The organism is Hydrogenophaga sp. (assembly GCF_019264445.1).
In the GTDB taxonomy this organism is placed as follows: Bacteria; Pseudomonadota; Gammaproteobacteria; order Burkholderiales; family Burkholderiaceae_C; genus Hydrogenophaga.
On the sequence record NZ_JAHVAB010000057.1, the window covers coordinates 49,425 to 63,771 of the forward strand.

15 protein-coding genes and 1 tRNA gene are annotated in these 14,347 nt (G+C 61.6%); 13 read left to right on the forward strand and 3 right to left on the reverse strand.

Features of this window, described 5'->3' with window-relative positions:
• The first annotated feature begins 345 nt into the window (after positions 1–345).
• The 13 genes from KXJ60_RS10525 to KXJ60_RS10585 all read left to right on the forward strand — a co-directional run bounded on the left by KXJ60_RS10525 (position 346) and on the right by KXJ60_RS10585 (position 12,378).
• Complete coding sequence (locus tag KXJ60_RS10525) at positions 346–1,017, forward strand: aspartyl/asparaginyl beta-hydroxylase domain-containing protein (RefSeq protein WP_291126998.1); 672 nt, start codon at positions 346–348, stop codon at positions 1,015–1,017.
• A 250-nt stretch (positions 1,018–1,267) separates the two neighbouring features.
• Positions 1,268–3,175, forward strand: a complete 1,908-nt coding sequence (gene thrS, locus KXJ60_RS10530) for a threonine--tRNA ligase (RefSeq protein ID WP_291127000.1) — start codon at positions 1,268–1,270, stop codon at positions 3,173–3,175.
• A 107-nt stretch (positions 3,176–3,282) separates the two neighbouring features.
• Positions 3,283–3,894, forward strand: coding sequence for a translation initiation factor IF-3 (gene infC / locus KXJ60_RS10535; protein WP_291127123.1), 612 nt, complete (start codon positions 3,283–3,285; stop codon positions 3,892–3,894).
• 185 nt (positions 3,895–4,079) lie between these two features.
• Positions 4,080–4,283 carry a 50S ribosomal protein L35 gene (gene rpmI, locus KXJ60_RS10540; protein ID WP_066266229.1) on the forward strand — a complete coding sequence of 68 codons (204 nt, stop codon included), beginning with the start codon at positions 4,080–4,082 and terminating at the stop codon, positions 4,281–4,283.
• 24 nt (positions 4,284–4,307) lie between these two features.
• Positions 4,308–4,667 carry a 50S ribosomal protein L20 gene (rplT, locus tag KXJ60_RS10545; RefSeq protein WP_291127002.1) on the forward strand — a complete coding sequence of 120 codons (360 nt, stop codon included), beginning with the start codon at positions 4,308–4,310 and terminating at the stop codon, positions 4,665–4,667.
• A 122-nt stretch (positions 4,668–4,789) separates the two neighbouring features.
• Entirely contained in the window at positions 4,790–5,842 is a 1,053-nt protein-coding gene (gene pheS, locus KXJ60_RS10550; protein WP_291127004.1) for a phenylalanine--tRNA ligase subunit alpha, read from the forward strand.
• Between the two features lie 9 nt (positions 5,843–5,851).
• Positions 5,852–8,287 carry a phenylalanine--tRNA ligase subunit beta gene (gene pheT, locus KXJ60_RS10555; protein ID WP_291127005.1) on the forward strand — a complete coding sequence of 812 codons (2,436 nt, stop codon included), beginning with the start codon at positions 5,852–5,854 and terminating at the stop codon, positions 8,285–8,287.
• Between the two features lie 25 nt (positions 8,288–8,312).
• Complete coding sequence (locus tag KXJ60_RS10560; protein ID WP_291127007.1) at positions 8,313–8,639, forward strand: integration host factor subunit alpha; 327 nt, start codon at positions 8,313–8,315, stop codon at positions 8,637–8,639.
• 182 nt (positions 8,640–8,821) lie between these two features.
• Positions 8,822–9,271: a MerR family transcriptional regulator gene (locus KXJ60_RS10565; protein WP_291127009.1), complete on the forward strand. Its 450-nt coding sequence runs from the start codon at positions 8,822–8,824 to the stop codon at positions 9,269–9,271.
• Positions 9,272–9,307: 36 nt separating this feature from the next.
• Positions 9,308–9,384, forward strand: a tRNA-Pro gene (locus tag KXJ60_RS10570).
• Between the two features lie 654 nt (positions 9,385–10,038).
• Positions 10,039–10,575, forward strand: a complete 537-nt coding sequence (radC, locus tag KXJ60_RS10575) for a DNA repair protein RadC (RefSeq protein ID WP_291127010.1) — start codon at positions 10,039–10,041, stop codon at positions 10,573–10,575.
• Between the two features lie 470 nt (positions 10,576–11,045).
• Entirely contained in the window at positions 11,046–11,450 is a 405-nt protein-coding gene (locus KXJ60_RS10580; RefSeq protein WP_291127012.1) for a single-stranded DNA-binding protein, read from the forward strand.
• A gap of 67 nt (positions 11,451–11,517) precedes the next feature.
• Complete coding sequence (locus KXJ60_RS10585) at positions 11,518–12,378, forward strand: DUF932 domain-containing protein (protein WP_291127014.1); 861 nt, start codon at positions 11,518–11,520, stop codon at positions 12,376–12,378.
• 105 nt (positions 12,379–12,483) lie between these two features.
• Here KXJ60_RS10585 and KXJ60_RS10590 read toward each other — a convergent pair whose 3' ends face one another.
• From KXJ60_RS10590 to KXJ60_RS10600, 3 genes are read right to left on the reverse strand one after another with little or no spacing between them, the layout of a single operon-like run.
• Positions 12,484–12,954: a hypothetical protein gene (locus tag KXJ60_RS10590; RefSeq protein ID WP_291127016.1), complete on the reverse strand. Its 471-nt coding sequence runs from the start codon at positions 12,952–12,954 to the stop codon at positions 12,484–12,486.
• Entirely contained in the window at positions 12,951–13,694 is a 744-nt protein-coding gene (gene stbB, locus KXJ60_RS10595) for a StbB family protein (RefSeq protein WP_291127017.1), read from the reverse strand. Before stbB ends, KXJ60_RS10590 begins: the two co-directional genes overlap by 4 nt.
• A complete protein-coding gene (locus KXJ60_RS10600) occupies positions 13,691–14,110 on the reverse strand; it encodes a hypothetical protein (protein WP_291127019.1) in 420 nt (139 codons plus the stop codon). The genes stbB and KXJ60_RS10600 overlap by 4 nt, the downstream gene beginning before the upstream one ends.
• Between the last annotated feature and the right edge of the window lie 237 nt (positions 14,111–14,347).

The window sequence follows — 14,347 nt, forward strand, 5'->3', positions numbered from 1 at the left end:
AGGAGACAGGGCCACCCTTCGGGGTGGCTTTTTTGTGCCGGGTAGGCCCAGATGCGCGCTGAACGGCTTTGCTAAGGCGCTTGCGTTGTGAAGAATGTCTCGGCTGACAGCAGCATCAGCCTGTATTACCAAAGTATCCTTGCTCACGTGGCACACGGGGCGAAAACGCGGCGATGCATCGTGAGGGGGCTCATGCTGGTGGCCTGTGGCCACGCTGCCTGAAAACCAGAGGCTGGCCAGCGAGCGGCTTGCAGCTTCCGCGCCGTGCGATGAGCCGATGACCTTGACGGGAAAAACATGCTTCGAAATCTGGTCAGCAGAGTTCTGTTTCGTGTGCTTCGCGAGATGGAGCAACTCAATCGCCGTTACTCGCTGCACGGTGACCATCCGTTCTTCGAGCCCAGTGACTTTGCCTGGACGCGGCAGTTGGCCTTGCACACCGAGGCCATCCAGAAGGAACTGGATGCGCTTTTGCCACAGGTAGAGCGGCTGCCCAATTTCCAGGACATCTCGCCGGACCAGGCCATGTTGACCACCGACGCGGGCTGGAAGACATTTTTCTTCAGGGGCTACGGCGTCGAATGTGAGGGCAATCGACGAAAGTGCCCCAACACGGCGAAGGCGCTCGAACTCGTGCCCGGCATGAGCACCGCATTCTTCTCGATTCTGGCGCCGGGCAAGGTGCTGCCGCCGCACAGAGGCCCCTACAACGGCGTGCTGCGCTACCACCTTGGGTTGCGCATCCCCGCGAGCGACGATACCTGCGCCATCCGCGTCGACAACGAGCAGCGCTCGTGGGGCGAAGGTGAGTCGCTGGTGTTTGATGACACGTACCAGCATGAGGCCTGGAACCGAACCCCGCACTGGCGCATCGTGTTGTTCGTTGACTTCCTGCGTCCGTTGCCGCTCATTCCCAGGCTGCTCAACAACGCCATGATGGCCATCATTCGCGCAACACCCTTCGTGCGCGTGGCGGCTCGCAACCAGGCTCGGTGGGAGGCCAGCTTTTACGGTTGATCCCGTCCACTGAATGGACGGGGCAGCAAGCGAACGAAGCCGTCTGGGGCGCGGTGCGGACTTTTTTGTGGGAAACTCGGGGCTCTTTTGAATCTGCAAGAGCGAGAAAGGCAGTCTGGTTATGACACCGCGAACTATGGAGTGCACTCCCCTGGCCCTTTGAGGCCCGCAGTTCGCGCCTGCCCGATTTCCTTCTCTCGACCCATCCAAGCGCGGCCCATGCCGCGCTTTTTTGTTTCTGGACTCCCCCATGTTGCACATCACGCTTCCCGACGGTTCCCAACGTGAATTCCCCGGCCCGGTCACCGTCGCTGACGTGGCCGCTTCGATCGGCACTGGCCTCGCCAAGGCCGCGCTGGCCGGCAAGATTGGCGATAAGGTGGTCGACACCAGCTTCCTCATCACGCAAGACAGTCCGCTGTCCATCGTGACCGCCAAAGATGCAGACGGCCTGGAGGTGATTCGGCACTCGACCGCCCACTTGCTGGCTTATGCCGTGAAAGAGTTGTTCCCGGATGCGCAGGTCACCATCGGGCCTGTCATCGAACACGGGTTCTTCTACGATTTCTCTTACAAGCGGCCTTTCACTCCGGACGACCTGGCTGCAATCGAAAAGCGCATGACACAGCTGGCTGCGAAGGATGAGCCTGTGGTGCGGCGGGTGCTTCCACGAGATGAGGCGGTGGCTTATTTCAAGGGGCTGGGTGAGCACTACAAGGCGGAGATCATCGCCAGCATCCCGAGTAACGAGGACGTGTCCTTGTACCGGGAGGGCGCCTTTGAGGACCTCTGCCGTGGCCCGCACGTGCCCAGCACCGGCAAGCTCAAGCACTTCAAGCTCATGAAGGTGGCTGGCGCCTACTGGCGCGGTGATCACCGCAATGAGATGTTGCAGCGCATCTACGGCACGGCTTGGGCCACCAAGGAAGAGTTGCAGCAGTACCTCACCATGCTGGAGGAGGCCGAAAAACGTGACCACCGCAAGCTGGGGCGGGAGCTGGATCTGTTCCACATCGACGAGCATTCACCCGGCACGGTGTTCTGGCACCCCAAGGGCTGGACGGTGTGGCAAGAGGTGGAGCAGTACATGCGCCGCGTCTACCGGGACAACGGATACCAGGAGGTCAAGGGTCCGCAGATCCTGGATCAGGGGTTGTGGGAAAAAACCGGCCACTGGGACAAATACCGCGAAAACATGTTCGTTACGGAGTCTGAGAAACGCGACTACGCACTCAAGCCGATGAACTGCCCAGGACACATCCTGATCTTCAAGCAAGGCATCAAGAGCTACCGCGACCTGCCGTTGCGCTTCGGCGAATTCGGCCAGTGCCATCGCAACGAGCCCTCCGGCGGCCTGCACGGCATCATGCGTGTGCGCGCCTTCACGCAGGATGACGGGCACATCTTCTGCACCGAGGGTCAGATCCAGTCAGAGGTGGTGGCCTTCACCACGCTGCTGCAGAAGGTCTACAAGGACTTCGGCTTCAACGACATCATCTACAAACTCTCGACACGCCCGGAGAAGCGCATCGGCACCGAAGAGAGCTGGGACCGCGCAGAGAATGCGCTGGCGGAGGGTCTGCGAGCTTCGGGCTGCGATTTCGAATACCTGCCGGGCGAGGGAGCGTTTTATGGTCCGAAGATCGAATACACCCTCAAGGATGCGCTGGGCCGCCCTTGGCAGTGCGGCACAATCCAGGTCGATCCAAACCTGCCTGAGCGTCTGGGCGCCGAATACGTGGGTGAAGATGGCTCGCGCCACACGCCCATCGTGCTGCACCGCGCGATTGTGGGCAGCCTCGAGCGCTTCATTGGCATCCTGATCGAGCAGCACGCTGGAGCCCTCCCGACTTGGCTGGCGCCGGTGCAGGTCGCTGTGCTCAACATTACCGATGCCCAGGCAGATTACTGTCGTGAAATCGCGAAATCTCTGCAGAATCAAGGGCTTAGGGTCACGACCGATCTGCGTAACGAGAAAATAACGTATAAAATACGGGAGCACGCGTTGCAAAAGCTGCCCTTTATCGTTGTCGTGGGCGACAAAGAAAAAGAAGCTGGTGCCGTGGCTGTGCGGGCGCGAGGTAACAAAGACCTCGGTGTCATGCCGCTGGAAGCCTTTTCCAAACTTATTGCGGCAGACGTTTCATCCAAAGTTTGATGTCAAACATCCCGGGTGATGCTCATGCGGCTGGGAATCCCTGCGGGTGCGCTTGAGGCTGTTTGGCCTCTGATTCGTATCACCTAGCCCACGCAAAGGAACTCACCATAGCTACCAACTTTCGCGACCGCCGCCAACGTGAAGAGCGCGCACACAGACTGAATCGGGAAATCATGGCCCCGGAGGTCCGTCTCAACGGGCCCGAGAACGAGCCGCTTGGTATCGTCAGTCTGCAAGAAGCGCTGCGAATGGCAGGGGAACTGGATGTGGATCTGGTCGAGATTGCGGCCACTGCCGTGCCTCCCGTGTGTCGCTTGATGGACTATGGCAAGTTCAAGTACCAGGAGCAGAAGAAGGCTGCGGAAGCCAAAGCCAAGCAGACGGTGATCGAGATCAAGGAAATCAAATTCCGGCCCGGTACCGATGATGGCGACTACAACATCAAGATGCGCAACATCCGGCGTTTTCTTGACGATGGTGACAAGTGCAAGATCACGCTGCGTTTCCGCGGTCGTGAAATCACCCACCAGGATCTCGGGCTGGCCCTGCTCAACCGCATTCGCGATGAGCTGGCCGATTCGATCATCGTGGAGCAGTTTCCGAAGTTGGAGGGGCGTCAGATGATCATGATGATCGCGCCCGGGCGCAAGAAAACCGGTGGCGGTGCATCGAAGCCCGCCGAGGCAGCAGCGCCAGCGGCGGGGCAGTCGACAGCCTGAGGGTTGTCGTAGACAAGAGCAGCATTGGAAGGGCAGGGTAGTCTCCTGTCCTTTCAAGGCGTTGGCTGAAGAGCCAGACGCCGAAGCGAAAGGCCGAAAGGCCTTTCATAAAAGTGGCTCGGGGCCAACAAGTCTGCGGAAGGTTCGCAGCGCCTCACGAGCACAAATGAAAAAGGAGCATGAAGATGCCCAAAATGAAGACCAAGAGCAGCGCGAAGAAGCGATTCCGCGTGCGTCCGGGTGGCACCGTCAAGCGCGGTCAAGCCTTCAAACGTCACATCCTGACCAAGAAGACCACCAAGAACAAGCGCCATCTGCGTGGTGCAGTGACTGTTCATGAGACCAATATGGGTCACATGGCACAGATGCTGCCCGGCCAGGGCATTTGATCAACGACGAACAAGGAGTCACACATGCCTCGCGTCAAACGTGGTGTAACGGCACGCGCCCGTCACAAAAAAGTTCTCGCCCTTGCCAAAGGTTTCCGCGGTCGCCGCGGTAACGTCTTCCGCATCGCCAAACAGGCGGTGATGAAGGCCGGTCAATACGCCTACCGTGACCGCCGCACCAAGAAGCGCGTTTTCCGTCAGCTGTGGATCGCGCGTATCAACGCCGGTGCACGCGCTTGCGGCTTGACGTACAGCCAGTTCACCAATGGCCTGAAGAAGGCCCAGATCGAAATCGACCGCAAAGTGTTGGCCGATCTGGCCGTGAACGACCCTGCTGCTTTCGGCAGCATCGTGGAGCAAGTCAAAGCCAAGCTGGCCGCTTGATTCACGGCAGGGGCACGCCGCGCTCGCGCGGCGTGTTCCGTCGCTCAAAGGGGTTGAGGCTTGAGGGATTCCCTCGCAGGCTTCAACCCCTTTTTTTATTTCCCAACGATTCAAGCACACACATGAACGAGTTGGACGCATTGGTCGAGAGTGCCCGCGCGCAGTTTGCCCAGGCCGCCACGCCGGCGGATCTCGAAAACGCCAAGGCCCTGTTTTTGGGCAAGGCGGGACGCATTACGGAGCTCATGAAGAGCTTGGGCGCGCTTCCTGTGGATGAAAAGAAGGCGCGCGGCGCGGCCATCAATCAGGCCAAGCAGGCGGTTGAGGCGGCGCTGACCGACCGACGCCAGGCCCTGGCCGATGCGGAACTGCAGGCGCAACTTCGAGCAGAAGCGCTCGATGTGACGCTTTCGGGGCGCCAGCGGGGTCACGGTGGGTTGCACCCCGTGAGTCTCACGCTGGAGCGGATTGAGTCCATCTTCGGTTCCATGGGTTTTGAGGTCGCGGATGGCCCTGAAATCGAATCTGACTGGTTCAACTTCACCGCACTCAACACGCCTGAGGATCATCCTGCGCGTTCGATGCACGACACCTTTTATGTGGAGGGCGGTAGCGACAAGGCTCCCAACCTTTTGCGTACCCATACGAGCCCCATGCAGATCCGCCACGCGGTGCAGCATGTGAAGCGTCACCGTTCGATGATCGATGCAGGCTTGCAGATGCCTGAAATCAGGGTCATTGCGCCCGGCCGGACGTACCGCGTGGACAGCGATGCAACGCACTCGCCAATGTTCCATCAGTGTGAAGGGCTCTGGGTCGGTGAGAACGTCAGCTTCAAGGACTTGAAGTACGTCTTCACCGATTTCTGCCGCACCTTCTTTGAGTCGGACGATCTCGTACTTCGCTTCCGCCCGAGCTTCTTTCCCTTTACCGAGCCCAGTGCCGAAATCGATATTCAGTTCCAGCAGGGTCCTCTGGCCGGGCGCTGGCTGGAGGTCGCAGGCTCGGGGCAGGTGCATCCAAACGTCGTTCGCAACATGGGGCTGGATCCAGAGCGCTACATCGGGTTTGCGTTCGGCATGGGCCCAGATCGGCTGACCATGCTGCGCTATGGCGTCAACGACCTGCGCCTCTTTTTCGACGGTGACGTCCGTTTTCTTGCTCAGTTCCGCTGAGGCCACGACATGCAATTTCCAGAATCCTGGCTCCGCACTTTTTGCAACCCTCCACTGACCAGTCAGCAGCTGGCCGACACGCTCACCATGGCGGGTCTGGAGGTTGAAGAGCTGCAACCTGTAGCCCCGCCTTTTACCAGTGTGGTGGTGGGCGAGATCAAGGAAGCAGTTCAGCACCCCAACGCCGATCGCCTTCGGGTGTGTCAGGTGGATGTGGGCCTGGACAGCTTGCTGAGTATTGTTTGCGGTGCGCCCAATGCGCGCGTGGGTATTAAGGTGCCCTGCGCGCTGGTGGGGGCGAAGCTTCCACCCGGCGAAGATGGCAAGCCCTTTGAGATCAAGCTCGGCAAACTGCGTGGTGTGGAAAGCCAGGGCATGTTGTGCTCCGCGCGTGAGCTCAAGTTGTCTGATGAACACAGCGGCTTGCTCGAACTGCAGGCCGATGCGCCTGTGGGTCGAAATGTGCGTGATGTCCTCGCGTTGGATGACATGCTGTTCACGCTGAAGCTAACGCCCAACCTGGCGCATTGCCTGAGTGTGTATGGCATTGCACGCGAGGTGGCCGCGCTGACGGGCGCACCTCTGGTGGAGCCTGAAGCTCCCAGCGTTCAGGTGGCCTTGCAGGAGCGTTTACCCGTCCGGGTTGAAGCGCCAGATCTTTGCGGTCGATTCACCGGTCGCGTTGTGCGCGGTGTGAACACGCGAGCTGTTACGCCAGCATGGATGGTGGAGCGCTTGTCGCGCTGTGGCCAGCGGAGCGTGTCGGCTCTGGTCGACATCTCCAACTACGTCATGTTCGAACTGGGGCGCCCTTCGCACATCTTCGATCTGGACAAGATTCAAGGTGGCTTGCAGGTTCGCTGGGGGCGTGAAGGTGAGTCGCTCAAGCTGCTCAATGGCAACACCGTCGCGCTGGATGCGGAGGTGGGTGTGATCGTTGATGACGCCCGCGTTGAGTCGCTGGCCGGCATCATGGGCGGCGATGCAACCGCCGTTTCTGACGATACCCAGAATATTTACATTGAAGCCGCGTTCTGGTGGCCGAAAGCCATCGCGGGGCGCTCACGCCGTTTCAATTTCTCCACCGATGCAGGGCACCGTTTTGAGCGGGGTGTCGATCCGTCCACGACCGGTGAGCACGTGGACCGAATCACCCAGCTGGTGCTGGAGATCTGTGGTGGCCAGGCCGCAGAGCTGGACGATCACATCGTCAAGCTGCCAGAGGTCAAACCAGTGAGCTTGCGTGTCGCACGCGCCGCCAAGGTCATCGGGATGCCACTTGAGCAGTCACGGTGCGCCAGTGCACTGCGTCGGCTGGGGTTGTCGGTCGAAGAGGGCGAGGGTGTCCTCACCGTCGTGCCGCCCACTTACCGCTTCGATTTGCAGATCGAGGAGGATCTGATCGAAGAGGTGGCACGGGTGATCGGCTACGAACAGTTGCCCGATTCGCCGCCAAACGCCCCCATCACGGCCAAGCTGCGCAAGGAGTCTTCGCGCAGCTCCTTTGCGGTGCGTCGCCTTCTGGCGCAGATGGGCTACCAAGAAACCATCAACTTCAGTTTCGTGGAGGAGCGCTGGGAGCGGGAACTCGCCGCAAACGCAGATCCGATTCGTTTGCTCAATCCCATATCGAGTCAGATGAGCGTGATGCGTTCTTCGCTGTTGGGCAGCTTGCTGGCAGCGCTCAAGTTCAACCTCGACCGGCGGGCTGATCGAGTGCGCCTGTTTGAGGTGGGGCGCGTCTTTTTCAAGGACCCGGCAGTTGTTGACAGCGACACCACTGTGGCAGGCTTTCGGCAGCCGATGCGCGTCGCAGGAATGGCTTACGGTGCCGTGGATTTGTTGCAATGGGGTGTGGCAGACCGCGCGTCAGACTTCTTTGACGTCAAAGGGGATGTGCAATCCCTTCTGGCCCCTCTGCAGCCCGAGTTTCGGGTCGGCGAACATGCCGCGATGCACCCGGGCCGCTGCGCCGGCGTCTGGGTCGAAGAGCGATGCATCGGTTATGTGGGGGAGCTCCATCCCCGCTGGCGGCAAGCCTATGACTTGCAGCAGGCACCTGTGATGTTTGAGCTTGAGCTCGACGCCGTGTTGGCGCGCACGGTTCCCGTCTACCAAGCCGTCAGCCGCCATCAAGCGGTGGAGCGTGACTTGGCGATTGTGGTCAAGGAAGCGGTGACGCATGACGCTGTTGTGCAAGCCATTCGTGCCGTTGCCAGCCCATGGTTGAAGGATGTTGTGCTTTTTGATGTGTACCGGCCAAAGAAGCAGACGCTGCCCAGCGACGCGCCGTCCGGGGCATGGATGGCAGACGAAAAGAGCCTTGCCGTGCGGCTCGTGCTCAACCGGGACGGCGCTACACTGACCGACGAAGAGATTGACACGACTGTGAATGCCATTGTCGAGTCGGTCGCCGTGCGTGTCGCGGGCAGATTGCGTGGCTGAGGCGAACAAGATGGAGAACTCGCGAATGGAACTCGCTGTGGAAAGCCTTGAAACACCGGCCCTGACCAAGGCGCAACTCGCGGAGCTCTTGTTTGACCAGATCGGTCTGAACAAGCGAGAGTCCAAAGACATGATCGATGCCTTCTTCGATCTGATCACCGACAGTCTGGTGAATGGGACCGACGTGAAGATCTCGGGATTCGGTAACTTTCAGATCCGCACGAAAGCACCCAGGCCTGGTCGTAACCCGCGCACAGGCGAACCGGTTGCCATCGAGGCGCGCCGCGTGGTGACCTTCCACGCCAGTCCCAAACTCAAAGAACAGGTTCAGACGGCGGTCATCGGCGCGTAATGGCGCTCGGGACGACCACGTCTGGATCGTGCTTGCCTCTGCTTCGCGCCAGGGCGGGCCAGGCTTGCGTGGCCGCCCACTGGGGCGGTTGCAACATTTCACACAGAAATGTTCAATCCGCCGTGCATGCGGACGTGAGTTAGAGTAGATTTCAAGGTTCGGTCTATACCGCCTTGATTTTCATGGAAAAAACGCTCCCGCCCATTCCGGCCAAACGCTATTTCACCATCGGTGAAGTGGGCGAGCTGTGCGGTGTCAAACCGCATGTGCTGCGGTACTGGGAGCAGGAGTTCACGCAGCTCCGACCGATGAAGCGGCGCGGGAATCGCCGCTACTACCAGCACCATGAAGTGCTCATGATCCGCCGAATTCGAGAGCTCTTGTACGACCAGGGGTTCACGATCAGTGGTGCTCGCAACAAGCTCCAGGAGTTGGTGCAGGCCGAGCGGGACAAGCGGCGCACTGAGGAGGACGAGGCGATAGACGTGATCGATCTCGACGAAGTCGTCCACGGCGAGGTGGTCATTCCCTTCATTGAGGCCGACTACAGCGTGCAGGAGTCCGGCGGGCTGTTGCACGACGTGCGCCGCGAGTTGCTCGAAATTCGCGAGCTTCTTCGCCACCCGGTCTGATTTGCGCCTGTTCGGGCGCTATAATCTGAGGCTTGTCGGCGTGTAGCGCAGCCTGGTAGCGCACTTGCATGGGGTGCAAGGGGTCGCGAGTTCGAATCCCGCCACGCCGACCAATAAAATCAACGGGTTAGCTCAGAAATGAGCTAACCCGTTTTTCTTTGGTTTGCTCCGGGGGTAAACCGGGGGGTAAACCGCCGTTGCGCAGGCCGTTCTAATGACGGCCTCACGAAGAACCCACGTTGTAGCAACAGGCTTTTTGCTCTCACTGAGTCTCACATGTAGACGCCTGTGGTGGTCAAGCAACGCCTGCCGGTTTTTGCACCACTGAACGAGAAAAAAGTTCGTGTCCGCGAAATGGGTTTCTGGCGACATGTTCTGGTGACGTGTCGCTGACGGGGTCACGTTTGATCTGCGCCCGGTTTGTGTGCGGAGTTTCCCTTGGGGGACTGAGCGTCCCGGCGTACCGCCGTCGGGCTCTGCGGGCTGCGCCCCGCGCCCCTGCAGGTCGCGGCCATGCGGCTCCGATCCCTTCGCCTTCGGCCGTGGGGCGGCCCCCGGCCTGCGCGCTGCGCTTGCCTGTTTCGCTCAGGCATGTGTGGTGGGGCTGGCTTGCTGATCCCTTCATCCTTGCACACCGTTCTCGCCGTCAAGGTCTGCGCGCCCTATGGACGCTGGCGGCCGTTCGGCCGTCTTCGAACCTGTGACCGCTGCGCTGCGGCGTGCCGGTTCCGGTCTCGGGCAATCCCGCCCGATCACCGGAGTTGGTCATGCAGCACGATCTGTTCTCTTCCCTCGATTCCCTCCTGTCGGTACCCGCCGGTTCGGGCGGTTTGCTCATCCGCGGCGTGACCGGTCAGTACCGGCTGGCCGAGGCCGACGAGGTGCTGCTGGCCGCGCAGCGCTTGCTGGCGGCCCAGGTGCGTGGCAGCGATCTGATGGACTCGCCTGCGGTGGTCAAGAACTTCCTGCGCTCGCGGCTGGGCCACCTGCCGCACGAGGTGTTTGCCGTGATGCACCTGAACTCGCAGAACCGCGTGCTGGACTATGTCGAGATGTTCCGGGGCACAGTAAATCAGACCTCGGTCTACCCGCGGGAGGTGGTGCGCGATGCGCTCCTGCGGAACAGCAGTGCGCTGGTCCTGGTGCACAACCACCCCAGTGGCGAAGCACGTCCGTCGCGGGCTGATGAGCACCTGACGCAGACGATCAAGCAGGCCACGGCCTTGGTCGATGTGCGGGTGCTGGACCACTTCATCTTGGCGGGCGAAGTCATCTGCTCAATGGCCGAAATGGGGCTTGTATGAGCCAGGGGGCTTAGCCCCCTTTCTTTCTTCATTGAAGTGCGCGCTGCGTGCGGACATGGAAGAGGTCTGAAGTGATCGCACCGGCTCGAACGCCGCGCCAGTCGCTGCGCTTGGTGTCACGCCGTCCGCAGAGCCGCCGCTGCTCAGTTCATCCGGTCGCCTGCGCTGCGCTGGTCGCCCGCAGAGGCTGGGGCAGCGCGTGCGCCAATGGGCCCACCGTCATCCCCCCACGGCGCCCCCATCCACAGGTGAGGGGGACTTGTGGGGGGATCTTTCAGCGGTGGGCCAGGTGACTGGCTCACTGTTTCGTGCTGCAAGGGGAATGCCCATCCCCCACCCCTTCCCGAGGGAAGGGGCCTTGCCCACCCCCCGCCCGCCCGTGGGCGGGAGCGAGGGAGTCCGAGCGAGAGGATCAGTTTTGAGGAACTCGGATTGGGGTCCGGCTGGTTGCTCTTGCAAGGAGTTCCACCATGGCCAATGTTCAAGTCATCCAGCGCCACGCGCACCTGGCCGGTGCCGTCAAGCTCGAATTCGTCAACGGGCGAGAAGGCCGGCTCGCAAAGGCGACGCTGACCGCCATCAGCAACCAGTACCGCGGCAGCGGTGAAGACCGCGAGGAGCGCGCCGTCGCCATCCAGTGGACCCTCTGGGGCAAACAGGCAGAACACGCCGCCGAATACCTGGGCAAGGGCTCCCACGTCAACGTGGTGGGCCGCCTGCACAACACCCAATACCAGGACGGTGACGGCCGCGAGGTCTACGGCATAGCGTTCACCGTCGAGGACATCGACTACCTCGACAGCAAGGCCGAGGGCGACGCCCGCCGCAGCCGCAGCGCGCAGGAATCGCAGAGGCCACAGCCGGTCACCGCCTGAAGCACACCACCGGGCGTCAGCCGCCCGGTCTTCATCTCACCCCTTCAATCCGAACCAGGAGCAAACCATGATCTCCACCGCCCATTCCCCCCGCCTGGCCGCCCGCTTCGGTCAGAACACCTTCGTCATCCGCAGCGAGACCCCGCTTGCCGAGGAGCAGATGCGCCGGGCCGCACCGTCCATCTTTGCCGAGGGCAAACACGGCAGCCGTTCCGAGCGCTACACCTACATCCCCACCATCGACGTGCTGCGCGGCTTGCGCCAGGAAGGCTTCGAGCCTTTCATGGTGGCCCAGAGCAAGAGCCGCATCGAAGGCAAGACCGAGTTCACCAAACACATGATTCGCATGCGCCACGCCGGGCAGGTCAACACCCGACCCGAGGCCAACGAGATCATTCTGATCAACAGCCACGACGGCGCCAGCAGTTACCAGATGCTGGCCGGCGTGTTCCGCTTTGTCTGCTGCAACGGTCTGGTGGTCGGCGATGTCTCCAACGACATTCGCATCCCGCACAAGGGAAACATCCGCGACGAGGTGATCGATGGCGCCTTCCGGGTGCTGGAGGACTTCGAGGCCGTGGACGCGTCCACCGATGGCATGAAAGCCCTGACGCTGCAGCCTGAAGAACAGCGGGCCTTTGCCACCGCTGCCCTGGCGCTGCGCTACGGCGAACGGGTGAAGGGCGAACCACCGGCCCCGGTGACCGTCGAGCAACTGATCGAAGCCCGCCGGCCTGAAGATTTCGGCACCAGCCTGTGGACCACCTTCCAGCGCGTGCAGGAGAACGCCATGAAGGGCGGTCAGCCTGGCCGAGGGGCCAAGGGCCGCCGTCTGTACACCCGCCCGGTGGCCAGCATCGACCGCAGCGTGAGCCTGAACCGGGCGCTGTGGGTGCTGGCAGAAGAGATGCGCAAGCTCAAGGCCTGATCAGGACTCGAACCACACTGCCCAAACGCTGGGCGGTGTGGTTATCCGGAAATTCCGAAACGCTCGCCGGCTGTCGCCGGCTCGCGCGAATTTGGCTGCGGCTTCTTACCGAAGCCACAACCAGGCGGCCATCGCCCAGCTGATGGCCGAAGAGAGCACTGCCGTCGCGGCATGCAGCAGCCACCCCTCCCAGGGGCGTGCACCCTTGCGGGCCATGGCCGCCGCCTCCTGCAGCGGCAGCGCCACCCGCTGCAGAGTCGGGCCGATTTCGTTGTGAAACACCATCCGCGCCGCTTCCGCCATGGCCCGGGTCTGTGTGTCCACAGTCCCCCGGGCCATTTCGTCGGCGCGGCGGGCGATGTGCCTGACCGCCTGCACCTTTGCGTTCTCGGTGATTTCATTCATGCGTCTTGAGTACGCCTCGACCTGCTCACCCAATTCGGTGCTGGTTCGCAGCAACTCCATGCGACTCGCGTCGAGTTGGGGTGCCATGGTCTCGATCCGATCCAGCAAGGCGCCCAGGTCGCCGATGGCCACCGCCATCAGCTCTTCGCGGGCGGTGACCAGGTCGCTCACTGCGCCTGCCGTGCCAGCGGCACCACGTTGTTGGCGGTGTTCTCTCCCAGTCCGAGCGCCGCAAAGCAGGCATCCAGCTCGGGCACCACGCCAAGAGCCAGCCGCCGGGTGGCCAGTTTCTGGGCCAGGGTGAGCTTTTCTGCGGTGTCGCTGGCCTTGACGATCAAGGCCTTGTAGTCGGTCTCGTCTCGGGCCAAGGCGGTGAGGTCGGAGCCACTGCCCCGGATCCGTCCATAGACCTCGTTAGCGCTCAGATGACAGGCGGCGCTCTCTGTGGCGATGGGCTTTGCCTTGAGGAAGGCCCGCACCAGGTCAAAGTGCGCTGGGACATCAGCGGCGCTGTTCACCATGTTGAACACCAGTCGGACCTTGGACGGTGGCACCCCCAGCCGCGCCAGCTCGACCAGGGTGGCGATGGTGTCCTGCTGCTGCTTGAGAGTCGGCACGCTCGGAACCACAAAGACGTCGAAGTCTTCCTGGCTGCCTCGGTACTTCTGCATCAGGTCGAGCAACTCCTCCACGTTGCTGGCCCCGATGTCCACCACCGCGTTGTCGATGGTCTGCAGGTATTCCTGCAGCGCCCCGAACTGCCGGCCGCGCATCGCCTGACCTTCACCCTCGCCGGCATTCAGGCTCTCGACTGAAATCAGTTCCGCACCTTCGATCCGGGGCAGCAACAGGTGGCGGGCGACGGTGGTCTTGCCCACGTTGCCCGAGAAATTGATGACGGCGATTTTCATGGCATGTCCTTCGCGTTGAGCCTGGCGCGGGCCAGGGGGTTGGTGATCCGGCTGCTAGCGAACGCCTCGGCGATCTCTTTTCCGCTGCGCGCATCGGTCTCGATAGCGTCTTCGAGTGCTGGCGATGACACGGTGGTCGATTCAGGCGCTGCGGTAGGGGGCATGGGTGCAGGAGCCTTGAGTTCGTTCCCAGGTCGCAGCACTGAATCCGCCGCAAGCACAACGCCATGGCTCTTGGCTGCTCTGGCCACTTCGCGCTGGACCGTGGCGTTGCTCACATGCACACCCACCGCGGCCAAAGCCATGCGGATCGCCTCAAAGGTGTAGCCCTGGGCGCGCAGCTCTCGCATGTCTTGCGCGAAGCGCCTCGCCTTGCGTGAGCTTCTACCGGGCGGATCGGTCGGAATCAGCTTCATCGTGTGGTTTCTGTTCAGTGGCTGTTCTGCAGGTGTTCAGGTGTTGACCGCGAGTTGGCCGCGAAATGGTCAGTTCGTGCGGTGTCTGTTCACTGGCTGCTCACTTCCTGCTCTGGTTGTGCAATCGCTGTGCAAGGGTGGCAGCGGTGTCGTCATCTTCAACCCGCCAACGGCCTTTTCACGCGCTGGATTCGGGGTCGAATCCAGCCGCTCAAGAGCGTCGATTCAGACCAATAC

What these genes read in the sequence shown, in the direction of transcription:
- KXJ60_RS10525 (WP_291126998.1), top strand. Translation starts at nt 346, where the DNA reads ATGGAGCAACTCAATCGCCGTTACTCGCTGCACGGTGACCATCCGTTC.
- thrS (WP_291127000.1), top strand. Translation starts at nt 1,268, where the DNA reads ATGTTGCACATCACGCTTCCCGACGGTTCCCAACGTGAATTCCCCGGC.
- rpmI (WP_066266229.1), top strand. Translation starts at nt 4,080, where the DNA reads ATGCCCAAAATGAAGACCAAGAGCAGCGCGAAGAAGCGATTCCGCGTG.
- rplT (WP_291127002.1), top strand. Translation starts at nt 4,308, where the DNA reads ATGCCTCGCGTCAAACGTGGTGTAACGGCACGCGCCCGTCACAAAAAA.
- pheS (WP_291127004.1), top strand. Translation starts at nt 4,790, where the DNA reads ATGAACGAGTTGGACGCATTGGTCGAGAGTGCCCGCGCGCAGTTTGCC.
- pheT (WP_291127005.1), top strand. Translation starts at nt 5,852, where the DNA reads ATGCAATTTCCAGAATCCTGGCTCCGCACTTTTTGCAACCCTCCACTG.
- KXJ60_RS10560 (WP_291127007.1), top strand. Translation starts at nt 8,313, where the DNA reads ATGGAACTCGCTGTGGAAAGCCTTGAAACACCGGCCCTGACCAAGGCG.
- KXJ60_RS10565 (WP_291127009.1), top strand. Translation starts at nt 8,822, where the DNA reads ATGGAAAAAACGCTCCCGCCCATTCCGGCCAAACGCTATTTCACCATC.
- radC (WP_291127010.1), top strand. Translation starts at nt 10,039, where the DNA reads ATGCAGCACGATCTGTTCTCTTCCCTCGATTCCCTCCTGTCGGTACCC.
- KXJ60_RS10580 (WP_291127012.1), top strand. Translation starts at nt 11,046, where the DNA reads ATGGCCAATGTTCAAGTCATCCAGCGCCACGCGCACCTGGCCGGTGCC.
- KXJ60_RS10585 (WP_291127014.1), top strand. Translation starts at nt 11,518, where the DNA reads ATGATCTCCACCGCCCATTCCCCCCGCCTGGCCGCCCGCTTCGGTCAG.
- stbB (WP_291127017.1), bottom strand. Translation starts at nt 13,694, where the DNA reads ATGAAAATCGCCGTCATCAATTTCTCGGGCAACGTGGGCAAGACCACC.
- KXJ60_RS10600 (WP_291127019.1), bottom strand. Translation starts at nt 14,110, where the DNA reads ATGAAGCTGATTCCGACCGATCCGCCCGGTAGAAGCTCACGCAAGGCG.